Below are 15126 nucleotides of genomic sequence, written 5' to 3' on the forward strand. Positions count from 1 at the left end.
AAGCCCGACAACGCCGGGCGACCTAGCCTTTCCCCAGGTGAACGGCAGCACGCCGACCTGGACGACGAGAGGGAGCCCGAGAATGTCCGCGAAGACCACTACCAAGTCCGACGGCTTCAGCCCCGAGGAGCGGGCCGCGATGAAGGAGCGCGCCGACGAGCTGCGCGCCGAGGGCAAGAAGGGCGCCAAGAAGGCGGACGGGCTGCAAGCTGTCCTCGACCGGATCGCGCAGATGGAGCCGGAGGACCGCGCGCTCGCCGAGCGTGTGCACGTGACGGTGACCGCCGCCGCCCCGGGCCTGACGCCGAAGACCTGGTACGGGATGCCCGCCTACGCGAACGAGGACGGCAAGATCGTCGTCTTCTTCCAGGACTCGGGCAAGTTCAACTACCGGTACTCGACCCTGGGCTTCCAGGACCCGGCCAACCTCGACGACGGGGACATCTGGCCGGTGGCGTACGCGTTGCAGCAGTGGAGCCCGGCCGTGGAGAAGAAGATCACCGAGCTGGTGCAGGCAGCGGTCTCCTGACCGACGCCCCTCCCATGGCCCTGTCCGGCCGTCACCGACAATGCCCACGGCTCCTATGGTTCGGACATGTCGATCACAGACCATGCGCTGGCCATCGAGGCGGCGGAAGCCGGAGCCGCGGTCGTCCGCTCCCGGTACGGCTCAGCACTGACCCGCGTTATGAAGACCGCCGGTGACTTCGCCACCGCCGCGGACGTCGAGGCCGAGCGGGCCATCCTCGACGTCCTGGGTGCGGCACGTCCCGAGGACGCCGTGCTGGCCGAGGAGAGCGGACGCACGGGTACCGGCGACAACGGACGCACCTGGCTGGTCGATCCGCTGTGCGGCACGTTGAACTTCGCCGCGCGGACCATGCTGGCCTCGGTCAACGTCGCTCTGCGGGTCGGGTCGGACGTCACCGTGGCGGCCACGGTGGACCCTTTCGCCGCCGAGGTGTTCTGGACCGACGGCACCGCCGCGTACGTCCGGGGTGCGGGGACGGACGAGCGACTCGTTCCGTCGGCCGAGTCGACGCTTGTCGACCTGAATCTCGACCCGCCCTTTCCCAACCGGGATGTCTTCCTGGCCGCCCGCATGCTCACCGACGAGGACTTCCTCGAACAGTTCCGGCCCCGGGTGGTCTCCACCAGCCTCGCCGTGGCCTGGGTCGCCGCCGGTCGCCGCGCCGCCTACGTGACGGACCGCCACGACCTGCGGAACAGCGTCCACTTCGCGGCCGGGATCGCGCTCTGCCAGGCGGCCGGCTGCGTGGTCACCGGGCTCGACGGTCAGCCGCTGCACACCGGTGGGGATGGTCTCGTCGCGGCCGCCGACGAGCGGACGCACGCCGCCCTGCTGGCGCTCATTCGGAAACAGCGCTCGTGATGGACTCGGTCTTGACATGAAGTGCGGTTGAGGTTCTAGCGTCCCTAGATGATCACGTTCGGGCCGTCGCGCCCGGACGTCCGTCGCCCGAGCACCACCGTCGAAGGGACTCCGATGCACCTGTCACGCCTTCTCCGCCCGCGTACCGTCGCGAGCGCGCACTGCGACCTCCCGTGCGGCGTCTACGACCCGGCGCAGGCCCGCATCGAGGCCGAGTCGGTCAAGGCGATCTCCGAGAAGTACCAGGCCAGCGACGACCCGGAGTTTCGCACCCGCGCGCTGCTCATCAAGGAACAGCGGGCCGAACTGGTCAAGCACCACCTCTGGGTCCTGTGGACCGACTACTTCAAGCAGCCGCACTTCGAGAAGTACCCCCAGCTGCACGGCCTGTTCAACGAGGCGACCAAGCTGGCGGGTGCCGGCGGCGCGAAGGGCGCCGCGGACCCGGCGGTCGCCGAGCAGCTCCTCGGGAAGATCGAGGAGATCTCGAAGATCTTCTGGGAGACCAAGCAGAGCTGACCAGCCGGCACCGGGTGGCACCGGCCACCCGGTTCGGCGTACCGCGTTCGGGAGGAACCGCATGACGTCGCGCACCGACCTCGTCGAAGAGTTGATGAGCCGTTTCCCACACGTGCCGCGGGAGGCGGTCCTCAAGGAGGACCTGCTGCGGGGCGGGCTCGCCTTCGACGACGCGGCACTGACCGACAACGAGCACGGCGACGTCAAGCCGAAGTCGTACTTCATCTTCTCCTTCGACCACCGGACGCTGCCCGAGTTGGGGACGGCGGCGCTGCGCCGGCCACCGGAGGAGATCGTGCTCACCGGAGGTCCGTACGAGCTACGCCGGACCGTCGTGTCGGTCCGCACCAACCCCAGCTCGCCGTACCGCGTCGGCACCGACAGCGACGGTCGACTCCGGCTGTTCCTGGACGGGCGGCCGATCGCCGATGTCGGGCTGCCCCCCATGCCGGCGTACTACCGCCACACGCTGGCCAACGGCAAGTCGGTGATGGAGGTCGCCCCGACGATCCAGTGGGGCTATCTCATCTACCTCACCGCGTTCCGGGTCTGCCAGTACTTCGGCGCCAAGGAGGAGTGCCAGTACTGCGACATCAACCACAACTGGCGGCAACACAAGCAGGCCGGCCGGCCCTACACCGGGGTCAAGCCGGTCGACGAGGTCCTTGAGGCCCTGGAGATCATCAACCGGCACGACACCGACCGCGCGTCGCAGGCGTACACGCTGACCGGCGGCAGCATCACCTCGCAGGTCAACGGGCTGGCCGAGGCCGACTTCTACGGCCAGTACGCGCAGGCGATCGAGGAGCGGTTTCCGGGACGGTGGATCGGCAAGGTCGTGGCCCAGGCGCTGCCCCGAGCCGATGTGCAGCGGTTCCACGACTACGGGATCCGCATCTACCACCCCAACTACGAGGTGTGGGACAAGCGGTTGTTCGAGTTGTACTGCCCGGGCAAGGAGCGGTACGTCGGCCGGGAGGAGTGGCACCGGCGCATCCTCGACTCCGCCGAGGTATTCGGCCCGCGCAACGTGATCCCGAACTTCGTGGCGGGCGTCGAGATGGCCGCCCCGCACGGCTTCACCAGCGTCGACGAGGCGATCGACTCCACCACCGAAGGGCTCGACTACTTCATGTCCCGGGGGATCACGCCCCGGTTCACCACCTGGTGCCCGGAGCCCACCACCCCGCTGGGCCGGACGAACCCGCAGGGTGCGCCGCTCGAATACCACGTCCGCCTGCTGGAGGCCTACCGCGCGACCATGGACGCCCACGGCCTGTCCAGCCCGCCCGGGTACGGCCCCGCCGGGCCCGGGCGGGCGGTCTTCTCGGTCAGCTCCTTCATGGACACCCTGCCGTCGACCGATTCGTGACGGACGCGCTCGGCTGACCCGCCCAGGTCGATCCGCCGAGGAGCGGTATACCTCAGAGGCATAAATATGCCTCTGAGGTATACCGCTCGAACCCGAATCCGTCCCGACGACGGTCCGAGAGGGCTTACTCGTCTAGCTGGCGTACGTCTCGAACTCACCGACCCGTGGCGTACCGCTGGAGCTGTTGATCTTGAAGTTGAGCTTGCTCGTCGCGGTCGGCGAGAAGGCGATCGAACCGGCCCCGCTGCCGGCGGCCAGGACGGCCCCGTTGTCGTTGTTGATCAGCTGCCAGGAGCCGATGGAGCCCTGGGTGCCGGACGGTTCCCGAATCACCACGCGGGACACCTGGGTCGCGGAGCCCCACTTGATCGAGATCGTGCCGGTCGACCCGGCCGGCGACCAGTAGGTGCTCAGGTTGCCGTCGCGCACGTTGCCATAGCTGGTCCCGCTGGCCTTGCTGGAACCGTCGGCGCCGGCGCCGAGGCTGAGGTTGGTCCCGCCAGAGGGCGGCGGGGTGGTGGGCGGAGGGGTGGTCGGCGGAGGTGTCGTGGGCGGCGGGGTGGTGGGCGGCGGGGTCTGCGGCGAGCAACTGCCGTTCGACACCTTCAGGCCCGTGTTGGCGCCGACCGTCTGGCGGACGATGTCCGGCACGCAGCTCGCCCCGTCGAGGCTGTACGAGTACGGGATGCTGACCGTGGTGTTGGAGGTCGGGTTGGGTCCGGCGGGGTAGTTCTCGCTGCCGGCGCTGGACCAGGTCACGTTGTCGAAGACGTTGCCGGCGACCTGCCAGTAGCCGCGCTCGTTGGTGTAGAAGGTGCCCAGGACGTCCTTGGAGTCCCGGAAGTAGTTGTTCTCCACCTTGGCCCTGGCTCCCGCCCGGGAGTTGATCCCGGACTCGTGCAGGCTCACGTAGTGGTTGTTGTAGATATGGGCGACCCCGCCGCGCAGCAGCGGCGTGCGGGAGTCGATGTTCTCGTAGAGGTTGTGGTGGTACGTGATGAAGCCGTTGGACAGGTCGCTCTCGCTGGACCCGACGAGGCCGCCGCGACCGGAGTTGCGCAGGATGCTGTAGGACAGCGTCACGTACTGGGTGTTGTCCTTCATGTCGAAGAGACCGTCGTACCCCTCGGACTCGCCGCCCGAGGCCTCCAGGGTGACGTGATCGACCCAGACGTTGCGGACCGTGCTCTCCATGCCGATGGCGTCCCCGCCGTTGGAGGTGGGCGAGCCCGACTTTCTGACGTTCCGCACCGTCACGTTCTGGATGATGATGTTGCTGGAGTCCCGGATGTGGATGCCGAGCTGGTCGAAGACCGCGCCGCCGCCGACCCCGATGATGGTGACGTTGCTGATCTGCTTGAGCTCGATCACGCCCGCCGCGGTGTTGCAGCTCGACCCGGACACCTTGCTGGTGTTGCCGTGGTTGATGGTCCCGCTGACCTCGATGGTGATCGGGGTGCTGCTGCTGGGCCGACCGCAGAGCGCCGCGTGGATCGCCGTGCCCGTGCTGGCCCGGACCGTCTGTCCGCCGGCGCCGCCGGTGGTCCCGCCGTTCTGGGTGGCGTAGCCGGTGGCGCTGCCGACCGCCGCCGCGGCCTGGGGGGTCGGCAGGGCCACCCCGACCGCGATCACCACGGCCGCCGTGGCCAGCACTGCCTGATGTCGCAACACGACTGGTCGTCTCATGTCGCCTCACTCTCGCATTCGTCTCGTGCCAGGCTTCGACCCGACGGACAGCGCGATCGCACCTGCCGACGAACGTCATTCAGGAATTGGCGGCAGTCAATCGCAGGATTTCATCGAGGTCTCTCGCGCCCTGGTAGAAGCAGGGACGTGTCGTGCGAGCGGGGTGTGCCCGGTGACACCGCTCGCACGATCGTTAAATGAAACATCGATGCAACGCAATCGTAGGAAAGCGGTTTCCCTGAAGGCAATAGCTGACGCTTGCAGGTTTGTTGCAGTGCTCACGGGAGGGGCCGGCCGTGCGGGTCAGGGTGGCCCGCGCCGTCGGCGGGGCAGGTTCCGGCTTGTTGCGCGCTCGGTATTGACACCGCCGGGCCCGCCATCGATGCTCTGCTAAATCAGTTTAGCGTCGCCTCGCTCCGACCCGTCCCACTCTCCCGGTCCCGGGCGGGATCGCTGACTGAGCGCACCACCCCCGAGAAAGGACCCGCATGAGACTGCGAAGAGGACTGATCCCGCTCGCCGCCACCCTCGTCCTGGCCGGCGCATCCGGCACGGCGTACGGCAGCGCGAGCGGCAGCCCGGGCGCCACGGACGGAATCCGCAGCATCACCCCGATCACCACCGTCTACACGTACGGCCAGAAGGTCTCGGCGGTGGCGATCGAATACGGTGCCACGGTCAACCCCCGCACCCTCGACACCGCCACGTTCTCGGTGACCGACACCATCTACAACTTCCGCTTCAACCCCATCGAGGACCTGCCGAAGCTCGCCGACCGCACCGTCACCCACACCTACACCAACGGGGTACCGGGCACCCGTGTCGACCACCGATCGGCGCCGGGCAGGTACGTCATCGTCGAGCTCGACCCCGCCGACACCGGCGGCTCGACGGTCATCGTCTCCAAGTGCCCGACCTTCCTCTGCACCGTGAAGGTCAATCCGGAGCTGCCGACCCGAATCGTGCAGCGCAAGGACGTGCATGGCCAGCCCGGCCGCGGGGCCGGCAAGGGACCGGTGCTCGCCCGGGCCACCCCGCGCGAGTCCCGACCGGTCACCGAGAAGCCGGTCAACCAACTGGTCGACGAGTTCACCTACGGCTCGTTCCTGAATGGCGGAATGGTGCTGCCGTACCACTACCACCTGCCGAAGAACTACCAGCCGGGCCGCACATACCCACTGATGGTCGTCCTGCCCGGTCACGGGATGGGCTGGGACGGCGACAACCTCGGCGTCCAACTCGCTGCCGACATCCCGGCGACCGCGTGGCTCCAACCGCAGTGGACCGGCACCGCCGAGGACGTCATCGTCCTGGCGCCCCAGCACCAGCGGGTCGGTGGGGTCGCCGAGGCGGACCTGCTGGTCAAGCTGCTCGACCAGTTCGTCGACCAGTTCGCGGTGGACACCCGTCGGGTGTACGCGACCACCGTGTCGTACGGTTCCCAGTTGCTCTGGGAGGCGTTCGCCAAGCGTCCGGACCTGTTCGCCGGCGGGTTGGTGACCGGTGGTTTCCCGGTCAACGCCACCCAGGCGACCGCCATCGCGGCGGCCGAGGTGCCGGTGTGGATCACCCACGGCGAGCACGACCACCTGCTCAACGTCACGGGCGCGCGCAACTCCACGGCAGTGCTGCGGCAGGCGTACGCCGCCCGGGGTAAGACGCCGGAGCAGACCGCCGACCTGGTGCGCTACACCGAGTACGCCGACGCCGCGTTCTCGGTGCCGGACTACCACGCGGCGTTCGGGCCGACCTACGAGGACGCCAGCATCCTGCGTTGGCTGCTCGACCAGTCCAAGCCCTGAGGCCGCGGACCGGGCGACGCCTCACCGTGATCCGGCAGCGCGATTTCCTCGCGCCGACGGGTTACCGGCGGGCGTCGCCCGCGTCGGGTTCGGCAGCAGCGGGCGCGCCCCCGACGAGCACGGACTCCTGAGCCTCCTGCCGGCCCTCCTGCCTCGCGCGGGCCAGCAGTCCGGCCAGCCGACGCCGCCGGTGCCGGGCCGCCGCCCGCAGCCCCAGGAGCAGGCCGGCGAGCAGACCCAACAGGGCGAGCTGCGCCCACGGTACGACCCAGGTGGTGACGGTGGCCGAGGCCGGTCGGAGGTCCGCCCCGGCCTGGCCGTCGCCGAGCAGCGTCGGCGACGTGCTGACGGTCGTACGGAGGCGCCCCAGGGCCCAGACGCCATCGGCCCGGGTCTGCACCTGCCGGCTGCCGCCGGGAAGCAACTCCTCGACGGCGCTGCTGGCGTCGTGGCTGCTCCGGCCCAGGAGGTCGGACATCGCCACCTGACTTGTTCCGCTGACCCAGACGTTGCCGTCGTTCTCGACGGTGTAGCGGACCCGCACCGTGCCACCGGCGAAGGGGTTCCACGACGGGGAGTACGTCGCGCCGAGGCCCCGGACGGCCAGGGCCGCCCGCGCGGAGCCGTTGACCCGCAGCATGACCCGGAACCCGACGCGGCTCTCGACGTTGACCGTGCCTCCGGTGCTGGTGACGGTCGCGGCGATGCCGGCCGGGTGGTCGCCCGGGGTGGCGTCCTTGGGCGCCGTGATGGTGAACGGCACCACCCGCGTCTCGTTGGGGCCGACGGTGACCTTCTCCTGCACGTCGATCCAGGTGCCGCCGTCGACCGAGGGCCGGTCGGACGACAGCATGTTGAAGCGGCCCTTGTCGGTGAGGTAGCCGTCGGCGGCCTTCAGCGAGAAGGCGACAGCGGTGCGGCTGAGGTTCCGTACCGCCAGGTGCTCGGTCACCGCCTGCCCCGGGTCGAGGCTGGCGTTGATCCACCGGCGTTGGTCCGGCCCACTCGCGGTGGCCGGCTGGACCGTCCAGGTCAGGGCCTTCGGGTCCGGTTCCGCCGCCGCCGCGGTCGGCGCGGCGGCAACCGCGAGCGACGCGACGGCGAGGACGACGAGCGCCCGGCGCAGCGGGGTGACGGTCATGAGGCGGCCCTTCGGCACAGGGCTGGGCGGGGGCCCGAAGCGGGCCCCCGCCCAGGCCACTACTCGAACAGTGAGAGCGTGAGCGTGGAGCTGTACTCGCCGGCGGCGACCTCCGCGGGGGTCCGCAGGTACAGGTCGGCGTTGACCGAGTACGAGTCGCCGGCGACGGCCTCGGAGTCGAAGGCCGAGACCAGCAACTCCTGGTCGACGAGGCCGACATTGTTGCCCGGCTGGGTCGGCTCGTCCAGGCTGGTCACCACCTCCTCGCCCTCGGTGACCAGGCCGGTGTCGCCACCGTCGAGCAGGCGCGGCTTCCAGCCGAAGTGGTCGGCGGTGATCGGCGCCTGGCCGGCGGTGCCGGCGAAGTCGGTCGCGCTGCCGAGCACCGCCCAGCCGGCGCCGTCGGGCACCTCGTCGGCGACGCGGGTGTCGGTGACCGTCACCGTCGGCAGCGTACCGACGAACTGGCGAACCAGAAGGGTCGAGCCGTCCTCGGACAGCGCGACGGCGTCGCCGGCGATCGACAGGGCGAGCACGCCCGGTTCCCTGATCTCGTCGATGTCGACAGTGACCCGCACGCTGGCGTCGTCACCCGGCTCGGCCAGTGCGGGCGACGGCAGCACCGCCGCCCCGGTCAGCACGGCGCCGACCGCGCCGGCCGCGAGAAGCTGCCGCCGTTTGTATGTGCTCATGGAATCTCCGTTCTCCGCCATCAGGGGTTATCCGCCGCAGGTGCCGGCGGGGTGTTGCACGGTGCGGACGGTCGTCACGTCCTGTCCGCCGATCGCCCCGGTCACCCGGACGGTCGCCGACCCCGCCGGCACCGACGCGGCGCGGGTGTTGAAGGACTGGTAGGCGTTCGCGCCCGGCGCGACGGCCGTGAACGACCGCTCGCCGTACGGCGTCTCCAGGGTGATGCCCACCGGCGCGTCGTGGTCGTTGCGCGCCTGCACCGCCACGTACGCCTTGCCGCCCACGCACCGCGTGGACGCGGTGAGCGTGACGGGCAGGTCGAGGCTGGCCGCCGCGAAGGCCCAGGTGTCGATCTCGAAGAGGTCGACGCCGGCCGGGCCGGTGTAGGTGAAGTAGACGTCGTGCACGCCGCTGACGCCATCGAGTTCGGCGGTCACCTCGGCCCACTGTCCGACCGGGGTGTCCACCGCGACCGTGCCGACGACGGGACCGTTGACGTCGTCCAGCCGGACCTGGACCTGCCCGCCGGCGGCGAGCGCACGCACCCGCGCCGTCAGGCTCTGCGCGCCGCCGTCCCCGAAGTTCACCGAGGACAGCGCCGTCCAGTCGCCGTTGTCGATGTCGCGGACCACCAGGTTGGGCGCCGCGCCACCGAACTGGGCAGAGCTGCCGTCGACCTTCGTGGTAGCGACGCCCTTGCTCCAGCCGAAGGTCTCGGCCTCGAAGACGCGGTACGGGTCGAAGTCCCGGACCTGTTCCACGCCGGCGTAGGTGCCGACGACCTGCTGGATCGTGCCGTCCGCGTTGAAGGTCAGTTCCTGGATGTGCGGGCTGCGGTACCCCTGCGTGGTGTTGCCGTTGATGCGCTTGTTCAGCGTCGGGGCGTGGTACGTGAAGTAGTACTTGCCCCCGAACTCGAACACCGACTGGTGGTTGTTGCCACCGGTGCCGGCCCCGAAGAACTGCGACTGGTTCGGGAAGAGCACCCCGGCGTAGGTCTCCTTCGGCCACGACATCGGGCCGTCGGAGATCATGTAGCCGATCTGGCCACCCCCGGGATAACCGGGAAGCGGCTGCTGGTTGCCACCGAAGTCGTTCCCGCCGAAGTGCGACGAGTACGAGAAGTAGTACTTGCCCTGGCGCTTGAAGACGTGGCCCGCCTCGAAGGCGACCGGGGCGTCGACCACCGCGGCCGTTCCCTCGGTGGAGACCATGTCGTCGCCGAGTTCGATCGACCGGATGTTCTTCGGGTTGTTGAAGCGCTCGGCCGGCGGCATGCTCGTCGAGGCGGGACCACCACCGAAGTAGAGGTACGGCTGGCCGTCGTCGTCGACGAACGGGGCCGGGTCGAACTTCCACGCGACGGTCTCGGCGCCGGGGGTACGGCCGTCGATCAGTGTGCTCGTGCGCTCGCTGGTCCACGGGCCGAGCGGCGACGCACCCGTGATCACGTTGCTGGAGCCACCACCGTTGGCGTAGTAGAGGAAGAACTTCTCCACTCCGTTCACCACCTTCTTGGTGATGCCCGGAGCCCACGAGTTGGCGGTGAACGGGACCACCCCGTTCGGGCCGGCGACCTGGATCTCGCCATGGTCCGTCCAGTTCACGAGGTCCTCCGAGGAGATCACCGTGATCTGGTTGATGTCGCCGTAGTTGATCCCCGGCGAGACGCCCGTGCTCGGGTTCGGGGCGTAGCCCTGGGTGTCGTTGGTCATGTACATGTAGACCCGGCCGTCGTGCACGAGGCCGAAACCGTCAGCGCCGAACTTGTGCCCGATCAACGGGTTGTGCTCCCCGGGCAGCTTGCCGACGACCTCGATGGTCTTCGAGGCGGGCGCGGGCGGCGCGGCGCCGACCACCGACACGTCGTCGAGCTTGAAGTCCATCAGGTGCAGGGCCGGGTCCGTGGACGGCGTGCTCGTCCAGGGGGTCTCGAAGAACAGGCGCGCCGTCGACACGCTCTGCGTCGTCGGGATCGTGAACGTACCGTTGAACTGCGCCCACTGACCCTTCGTCGCCGTCACGCTGACGAGGTTGGTGTAGGTGCCCCCGCCGTAGTGCATGGTGGCGAAGAACTGCTTCGTCGCCGGTCCGCTCTCGTTCTCGTACTTGATGCGGGCCGTGAGGGTGTACGCCTGGCCGGCCTGCACCTTGCCGCTGAGGTCCTGCATCGGGCCGGACCCGGTGGTCGTCCGGCTGGTGACGAGCGCCGCGTTCGCACCGGAGTGGGCGTCCGACGTGGCCGACAACTGGGCGCCGTCGGTGGCGTTTCCGTTGTTGACGAACCAGTTGGCCAGGCCGTCCTCGAACCCGCCGTTGACGACGAGGTTCGTGTCGGCGGCCTGGACCGGCGCCGCCGGGGCGACGAACCCCGTTGCCAGCATCAGGCCTACTGTCGCGAGTGCGGCGGCCCGTCCTCGGGTCGCCCGTCGCATTCGTTGTTCCACGAGACATCCTCCTTCATCTCTGACGTGCGGTCATCGGTGTACGGGGGATCGGTGGGTGTGCTTCCTGGGTGGTCCGGACATCAGGGGTCGACTGCCGCCACCGGTTGTCCGGGGCGGCCGCGCCGGTCGCCGGTGGTGCTGGTCGGTGAGCCGAGGGCTCGTGGTGGGGTTATCCGCCGCAGGCGTTGGCGGGGTGTTGCGCGGAGTGGACGGTGGTCACGTCCCGGCCGGCGGCCGTGCCGGTGGCCCGGACCGTCGCCGAGCCGGCCGGCACCGACGACGCGCGGGTGTTGAACGACTGGTAGACGTTCGCCCCCGGCGCGACGGCCGCGAACGACCGGTTTCCGTACGGGGTCTCGACGGTGATCTCGACCGGCTCGTCCGAGTCGTTGCGCACCTGCACCGCCAGGTACGCCTTGCCACTCAGGCAGCGCACCTGGGCGGTGGCCGTCACGGGCAACGCCGCCAGCACTCCGAGTCGGGCCAACTGGTAGCTGAGCGCCCACTCGGGTGCGTCGATCTGGTTCTGGGTGCCGAACTGGCCGGCCCGTGCCGACGTCGCCGCCGCCAGCGCGGACTGCGTCTCGGCCCAGGCGTCGGCCGGGTAGTGCCGCGGGTCGAGTGCCTGCGCGTGGGCGATGGCCGCGTCGAGGGCGGTGGTGTCCAGTGGCCGGGCCTGCGCGGTCAGCACGTCGCTGAGCAGGTAGTCGTCGAAATCGACGTGGCCGCCGGTCTGCTGGGTCGCGTAGTTGAAGAGGCCCACCCGGTGACCCATGAAGTGCGCGAGGCTGCCGTCGAGCGCCTGCGGGCCCACGCGGTTGCCGAGCCGGGTCCACTGGACCCCGTCCAGGCTGTAGTAGAACGTCGTCCACAGTTGGCCGACCGGCGAGGCGAAGTCGAGGTCCGCCTTCACGTGCACCTCGGCCGCGTCGCCCAGCGACACAGTCGTGCCGGCGACGAAGTTCTCCAGCGTCGACTGGTCGAGGTCGACAGCGAACGGCTGCGACCGGTTGACGACGCCGAGGGTGTTGACGTCACCGACGCGCTTCACCGCCACGTACGAGAATCCGCGGTTGTAGGCCGCCAGGCCCGCGACGTCGCCATTCCTCATCCCGGAGATGTCCATCCGGGTCTGCACCGACTGCCGTGGCCCGAACGTCCGCTGCGAGAGCGTGTTGCGTGCCTCCTCGAACCACGCCAGCTCGGCCCGGTTGGACAGCTTCGTGTAGACGTACTGGCCGGTGACCACCTTGCCGGCCGTCAGCCGCAGCCAGCCGTCGCGGTCGGTGAGTGACCAGTACCGGTTGTCCGGGGCGTGGTTCCACTCCCACGCCAGGTCCAGCCGTGAGCCGTTGGGCGCGATCTCCGCCGGGTCGAGCGGCGCCGGGACAGTCCACTGCTCGTCCTGGTACGCCTTGTGCGGCGCGTCGTTGGCGAAGTCGTCCGAGGCCACGATGCTCTTCTGCCGCTCGAACAGCTCCTCGGCCGGGCTGAGCCTGATCGGCTTGTCGAACAGGCCGTTGACCGGCACGACGCCGTTGGTGCCGAAGGTCGGCCACCCGTCCTGCCAGGTGGCGGGGATGAGCGCCGGGATCCGGCCGATCGGGAACGTGTCCCGGAAGAACATGCCGTGCCAGTCGGTCCCGCCGCCCGCGCGGCTGATCGGCACCAGGCTGCCCTGCGCGAAGCCGTTGGAGTTGAGCACTCCGCGCGCCTCGTAGGTGTTGACCCCGCCGACCGAGGTGTAGCGACCGAGCAGGTCCTTCGACCGGAACATCACCACCTGGCGCCCCTGCCCGGACGGCCAGGTGATGATGACGGCGTAGTACCAGCCGTCGATGTGGTAGACCTGCGCGCCCTCGAACAGGCCGCCGATGAACGGCTGCCCGGCGTAGTTGTTGGCGGTGAAGATGTTCGGGTAGTCCTGCGCGATGGCGGTCAGGTCGGCGTTGAGGCGTACGGCGCTGGTGCCCCCGGAGCCGTAGAAGATGTACGGCGTGCCGTCGACGTCGAAGAAGAGCGACGGGTCGTGCAGGCCACGGCCGAGGGCGGTGCGCTGCCACGCGCCGTTCTCGATGTCGTCGGTGCGGTAGAGGTACGCCCCGCTGAGGTTGTTGGTGTTGAAGACGGCGTAGAACGTGCCGTCGTGGTAGCGCAGCGACGACGCCCACTGGCCCTGGCCGTACGAGTTCTGGCCGTTGCGCAGTGAGAAGGAGTCGCCGATGCTCGCCCGGTCGAAGACGTAGTTGACGATCTCCCAGTTGACGAGGTCGTACGACTTCATGATCGGCGCACCCGGGCTCAGGTGCATGGTCGTGCTGATCATGTAGTAGAGGTCCCGGCCCTCGTCGTTCTCGGCGGCCGGCACCCGCTCGACGCTGATGTCCGGCACGTCGGCGTTGAGCAGCGGCACCGAGTAGGTGCCGGCGCCGGTGTCGGTCGAGGTGTACGACGATCGGGGCGACCATCCGTCGGCGGCGTGCGCGACGGCCGGAGTGGCCACCAGGCCCGCTCCGCCGAGGACGGCGGCCGATGCGAACGCGCACAGTGGACGAATACGACGCGGACGCACCGCGGACGCCAGCCGAGCCAACGCGCTCACGACGTACAGGGCGGCGGCGTTCAGGCTGTTCACAGCGGATGCGCGGGCGATGTTCAGGACACGCGAGCGGACCGACACGACCAAGGCGAGCTCCAAACGCGAGAGCGGCGTGAAGGCCATCGTGTTATCGCTAACAACGCCTGTCAAGACTATCGATGAAACGTGCCCGAAGTATCCCCGTAACACCCCCACCAACCACAGTGGACGGTCCAATCCCAGGTCGAACCCCGGTGATCATGAAGTTGTTGCTCCGACACGCCGTCATCGACGGCGATAACTTCATGATCACCGGGGTCGCAGTGGCCCGGGTCGCCTCAGTCGTTGAGGCAGGCGCGGACGGCGGCGGTTAGGCGGTTGGCACGCTCGTCGCCCATCCCGCGCATCTGGTTGACCACGTAGCCGAATCCCACCTGATGCTCGGCGTCGGCGAAGGCCAGGTTCCCGCCCGCGCCGTCGTGGCCGAAGCTGCGCTCACCCAGCAGGGGCCGGGCCGGTGGGGAGTGCAGCAGGAAGCCGGTCCCCCAGCGCTGCCCGGTGTCCGGCGGGCCGTGCCGCTGCTGACCTTGCGAGCGAACCACGACCGCGTCGTCCACCGACGCGGCAGTGAGCAGCGGTCCACCCTCAAGGTCGGAGACGCAGGCGGCGTAGAGGCGCGCGAGGCCCTCGGCGGTACTCACCGCGCCCGCGCCGGGAACACCCGCGGCCCGGATGGCGTCGTCGTTGAAGCTGACCAGGCCGTCGGCGTCGGCGGGGAAGGCGAAAGCGCCCCCCATGGTGATACCCCGTTCGGCGACCGGGTCCTCGAACGGGTCGGGGTCCGGGGGCGGTGCCAGGTCCCAGGCGACGGTGTCGCTCTCGGCGGCCGGGAGCCCCAGCCAGGTGCGCAGGCCGAGCGGGCCCGCGACGGTGTCGGCGAAGAACGCGCCGGGTAGTTGGCCGGTGATGCGGTGGATCACCTCTCCGACCAGCCAGCCGTAGGTCATCGAGTGGTAGCCGTGCGCGGTGCCCGGCTCCCACAGCGGGGCCTGCGCCTCGATCGCCTTGATGACCGGATCCCACGCCAGGACCTCGTCGAGGGTCAGGGGTCGGTCCACAGCGGGCAGACCTGCCTGGTGCGCGAGCAGCCAGCGCACCGGGATGTCCGCCTTGCCGTGCTGTCCGAACTCCGGCCAGTAGCGCGTCACGGGAGCGTCGAGGTCGAGCCGATCCTGTTGGGCCAGCAGGTAGGCGCAGATCGCCAGGATCCCCTTGGTGCAGGAGAAGACGACGGCCGGCGTGTGCGCGTCCCAGGGCCGCCCGGTGCGGGAGTCGGCGACCCCGCCGTACAGGTCGACGACCCTGCGGCCCCGCACGTAGACGGTGACCGCGGCGCCGACCTCCCCGCGGGAGGTGAAGTTGTCGCGGAAGACGTCGGCGACGCGCCCGTAGCGATCGTCGACGTCGCCGTGGATCTGCGGCTGTGTGACCACTG

At 69.6% G+C, this 15126-nt stretch carries 11 protein-coding genes; 5 read left to right on the plus strand and 6 right to left on the minus strand.

All coding sequences use genetic code 11. The annotated features are described in order from the left end of the window. Positions 1 to 82 precede the first annotated feature (82 nt). The 4 genes from ACFYL6_RS31605 to ACFYL6_RS31620 all read left to right on the plus strand — a co-directional run bounded on the left by ACFYL6_RS31605 (position 83) and on the right by ACFYL6_RS31620 (position 3284). Positions 83 to 529 (plus strand): iron chaperone, encoded by a 447-nt coding sequence (locus tag ACFYL6_RS31605; RefSeq protein ID WP_387176887.1) that lies wholly within the window; start codon positions 83 to 85, stop codon positions 527 to 529. 66 nt (positions 530 to 595) lie between these two features. Next, positions 596 to 1393, plus strand: coding sequence for an inositol monophosphatase family protein (locus tag ACFYL6_RS31610; RefSeq protein ID WP_387176888.1), 798 nt, complete (start codon positions 596 to 598; stop codon positions 1391 to 1393). A 114-nt stretch (positions 1394 to 1507) separates the two neighbouring features. Further along, a complete protein-coding gene (gene sodN, locus ACFYL6_RS31615; protein ID WP_387176934.1) occupies positions 1508 to 1912 on the plus strand; it encodes a superoxide dismutase, Ni in 405 nt (134 codons plus the stop codon). A 61-nt stretch (positions 1913 to 1973) separates the two neighbouring features. After that, positions 1974 to 3284 (plus strand): radical SAM protein, encoded by a 1311-nt coding sequence (locus ACFYL6_RS31620; protein WP_387176889.1) that lies wholly within the window; start codon positions 1974 to 1976, stop codon positions 3282 to 3284. Between the two features lie 132 nt (positions 3285 to 3416). Here the strand turns inward: ACFYL6_RS31620 and ACFYL6_RS31625 are convergent, their stop codons facing one another. Then, positions 3417 to 4970, minus strand: a complete 1554-nt coding sequence (locus ACFYL6_RS31625; RefSeq protein WP_387176890.1) for a polysaccharide lyase family 1 protein — start codon at positions 4968 to 4970, stop codon at positions 3417 to 3419. 488 nt (positions 4971 to 5458) lie between these two features. On the opposite strand from ACFYL6_RS31625, the gene ACFYL6_RS31630 reads away from it, so the two are divergent. Continuing rightward, positions 5459 to 6772 carry a hypothetical protein gene (locus ACFYL6_RS31630; protein WP_387176891.1) on the plus strand — a complete coding sequence of 438 codons (1314 nt, stop codon included), beginning with the start codon at positions 5459 to 5461 and terminating at the stop codon, positions 6770 to 6772. A 61-nt stretch (positions 6773 to 6833) separates the two neighbouring features. Here the strand turns inward: ACFYL6_RS31630 and ACFYL6_RS31635 are convergent, their stop codons facing one another. From ACFYL6_RS31635 to ACFYL6_RS31655, 5 genes are all read right to left on the minus strand, one after another. After that, entirely contained in the window at positions 6834 to 7913 is a 1080-nt protein-coding gene (locus ACFYL6_RS31635; RefSeq protein WP_387176892.1) for a hypothetical protein, read from the minus strand. Between the two features lie 59 nt (positions 7914 to 7972). After that, entirely contained in the window at positions 7973 to 8605 is a 633-nt protein-coding gene (locus ACFYL6_RS31640; RefSeq protein WP_387176893.1) for a hypothetical protein, read from the minus strand. Between the two features lie 27 nt (positions 8606 to 8632). Next, positions 8633 to 10990: a family 43 glycosylhydrolase gene (locus ACFYL6_RS31645; RefSeq protein ID WP_387176894.1), complete on the minus strand. Its 2358-nt coding sequence runs from the start codon at positions 10988 to 10990 to the stop codon at positions 8633 to 8635. 232 nt (positions 10991 to 11222) lie between these two features. Next, entirely contained in the window at positions 11223 to 13688 is a 2466-nt protein-coding gene (locus ACFYL6_RS31650; RefSeq protein ID WP_387176895.1) for a glycoside hydrolase 43 family protein, read from the minus strand. A 281-nt stretch (positions 13689 to 13969) separates the two neighbouring features. Beyond that, positions 13970 to 15124 carry a serine hydrolase domain-containing protein gene (locus ACFYL6_RS31655; protein ID WP_387176896.1) on the minus strand — a complete coding sequence of 385 codons (1155 nt, stop codon included), beginning with the start codon at positions 15122 to 15124 and terminating at the stop codon, positions 13970 to 13972. Positions 15125 to 15126 lie beyond the last annotated feature (2 nt).

Source organism: Micromonospora sp. NPDC007208 (genome assembly GCF_042869175.1).
Taxonomy (GTDB): domain Bacteria; phylum Actinomycetota; class Actinomycetes; order Mycobacteriales; family Micromonosporaceae; genus Micromonospora; species Micromonospora foliorum.

Coding starts and splice junctions, on each gene's coding strand:
- ACFYL6_RS31605 (WP_387176887.1), top strand. CDS start 83: ATGTCCGCGAAGACCACTACCAAGTCCGACGGCTTCAGCCCCGAGGAG.
- ACFYL6_RS31610 (WP_387176888.1), top strand. CDS start 596: ATGTCGATCACAGACCATGCGCTGGCCATCGAGGCGGCGGAAGCCGGA.
- sodN (WP_387176934.1), top strand. CDS start 1,508: ATGCACCTGTCACGCCTTCTCCGCCCGCGTACCGTCGCGAGCGCGCAC.
- ACFYL6_RS31620 (WP_387176889.1), top strand. CDS start 1,974: ATGACGTCGCGCACCGACCTCGTCGAAGAGTTGATGAGCCGTTTCCCA.
- ACFYL6_RS31625 (WP_387176890.1), bottom strand. CDS start 4,970: ATGAGACGACCAGTCGTGTTGCGACATCAGGCAGTGCTGGCCACGGCG.
- ACFYL6_RS31630 (WP_387176891.1), top strand. CDS start 5,459: ATGAGACTGCGAAGAGGACTGATCCCGCTCGCCGCCACCCTCGTCCTG.
- ACFYL6_RS31635 (WP_387176892.1), bottom strand. CDS start 7,913: ATGACCGTCACCCCGCTGCGCCGGGCGCTCGTCGTCCTCGCCGTCGCG.
- ACFYL6_RS31640 (WP_387176893.1), bottom strand. CDS start 8,605: ATGAGCACATACAAACGGCGGCAGCTTCTCGCGGCCGGCGCGGTCGGC.
- ACFYL6_RS31645 (WP_387176894.1), bottom strand. CDS start 10,990: ATGCTGGCAACGGGGTTCGTCGCCCCGGCGGCGCCGGTCCAGGCCGCC.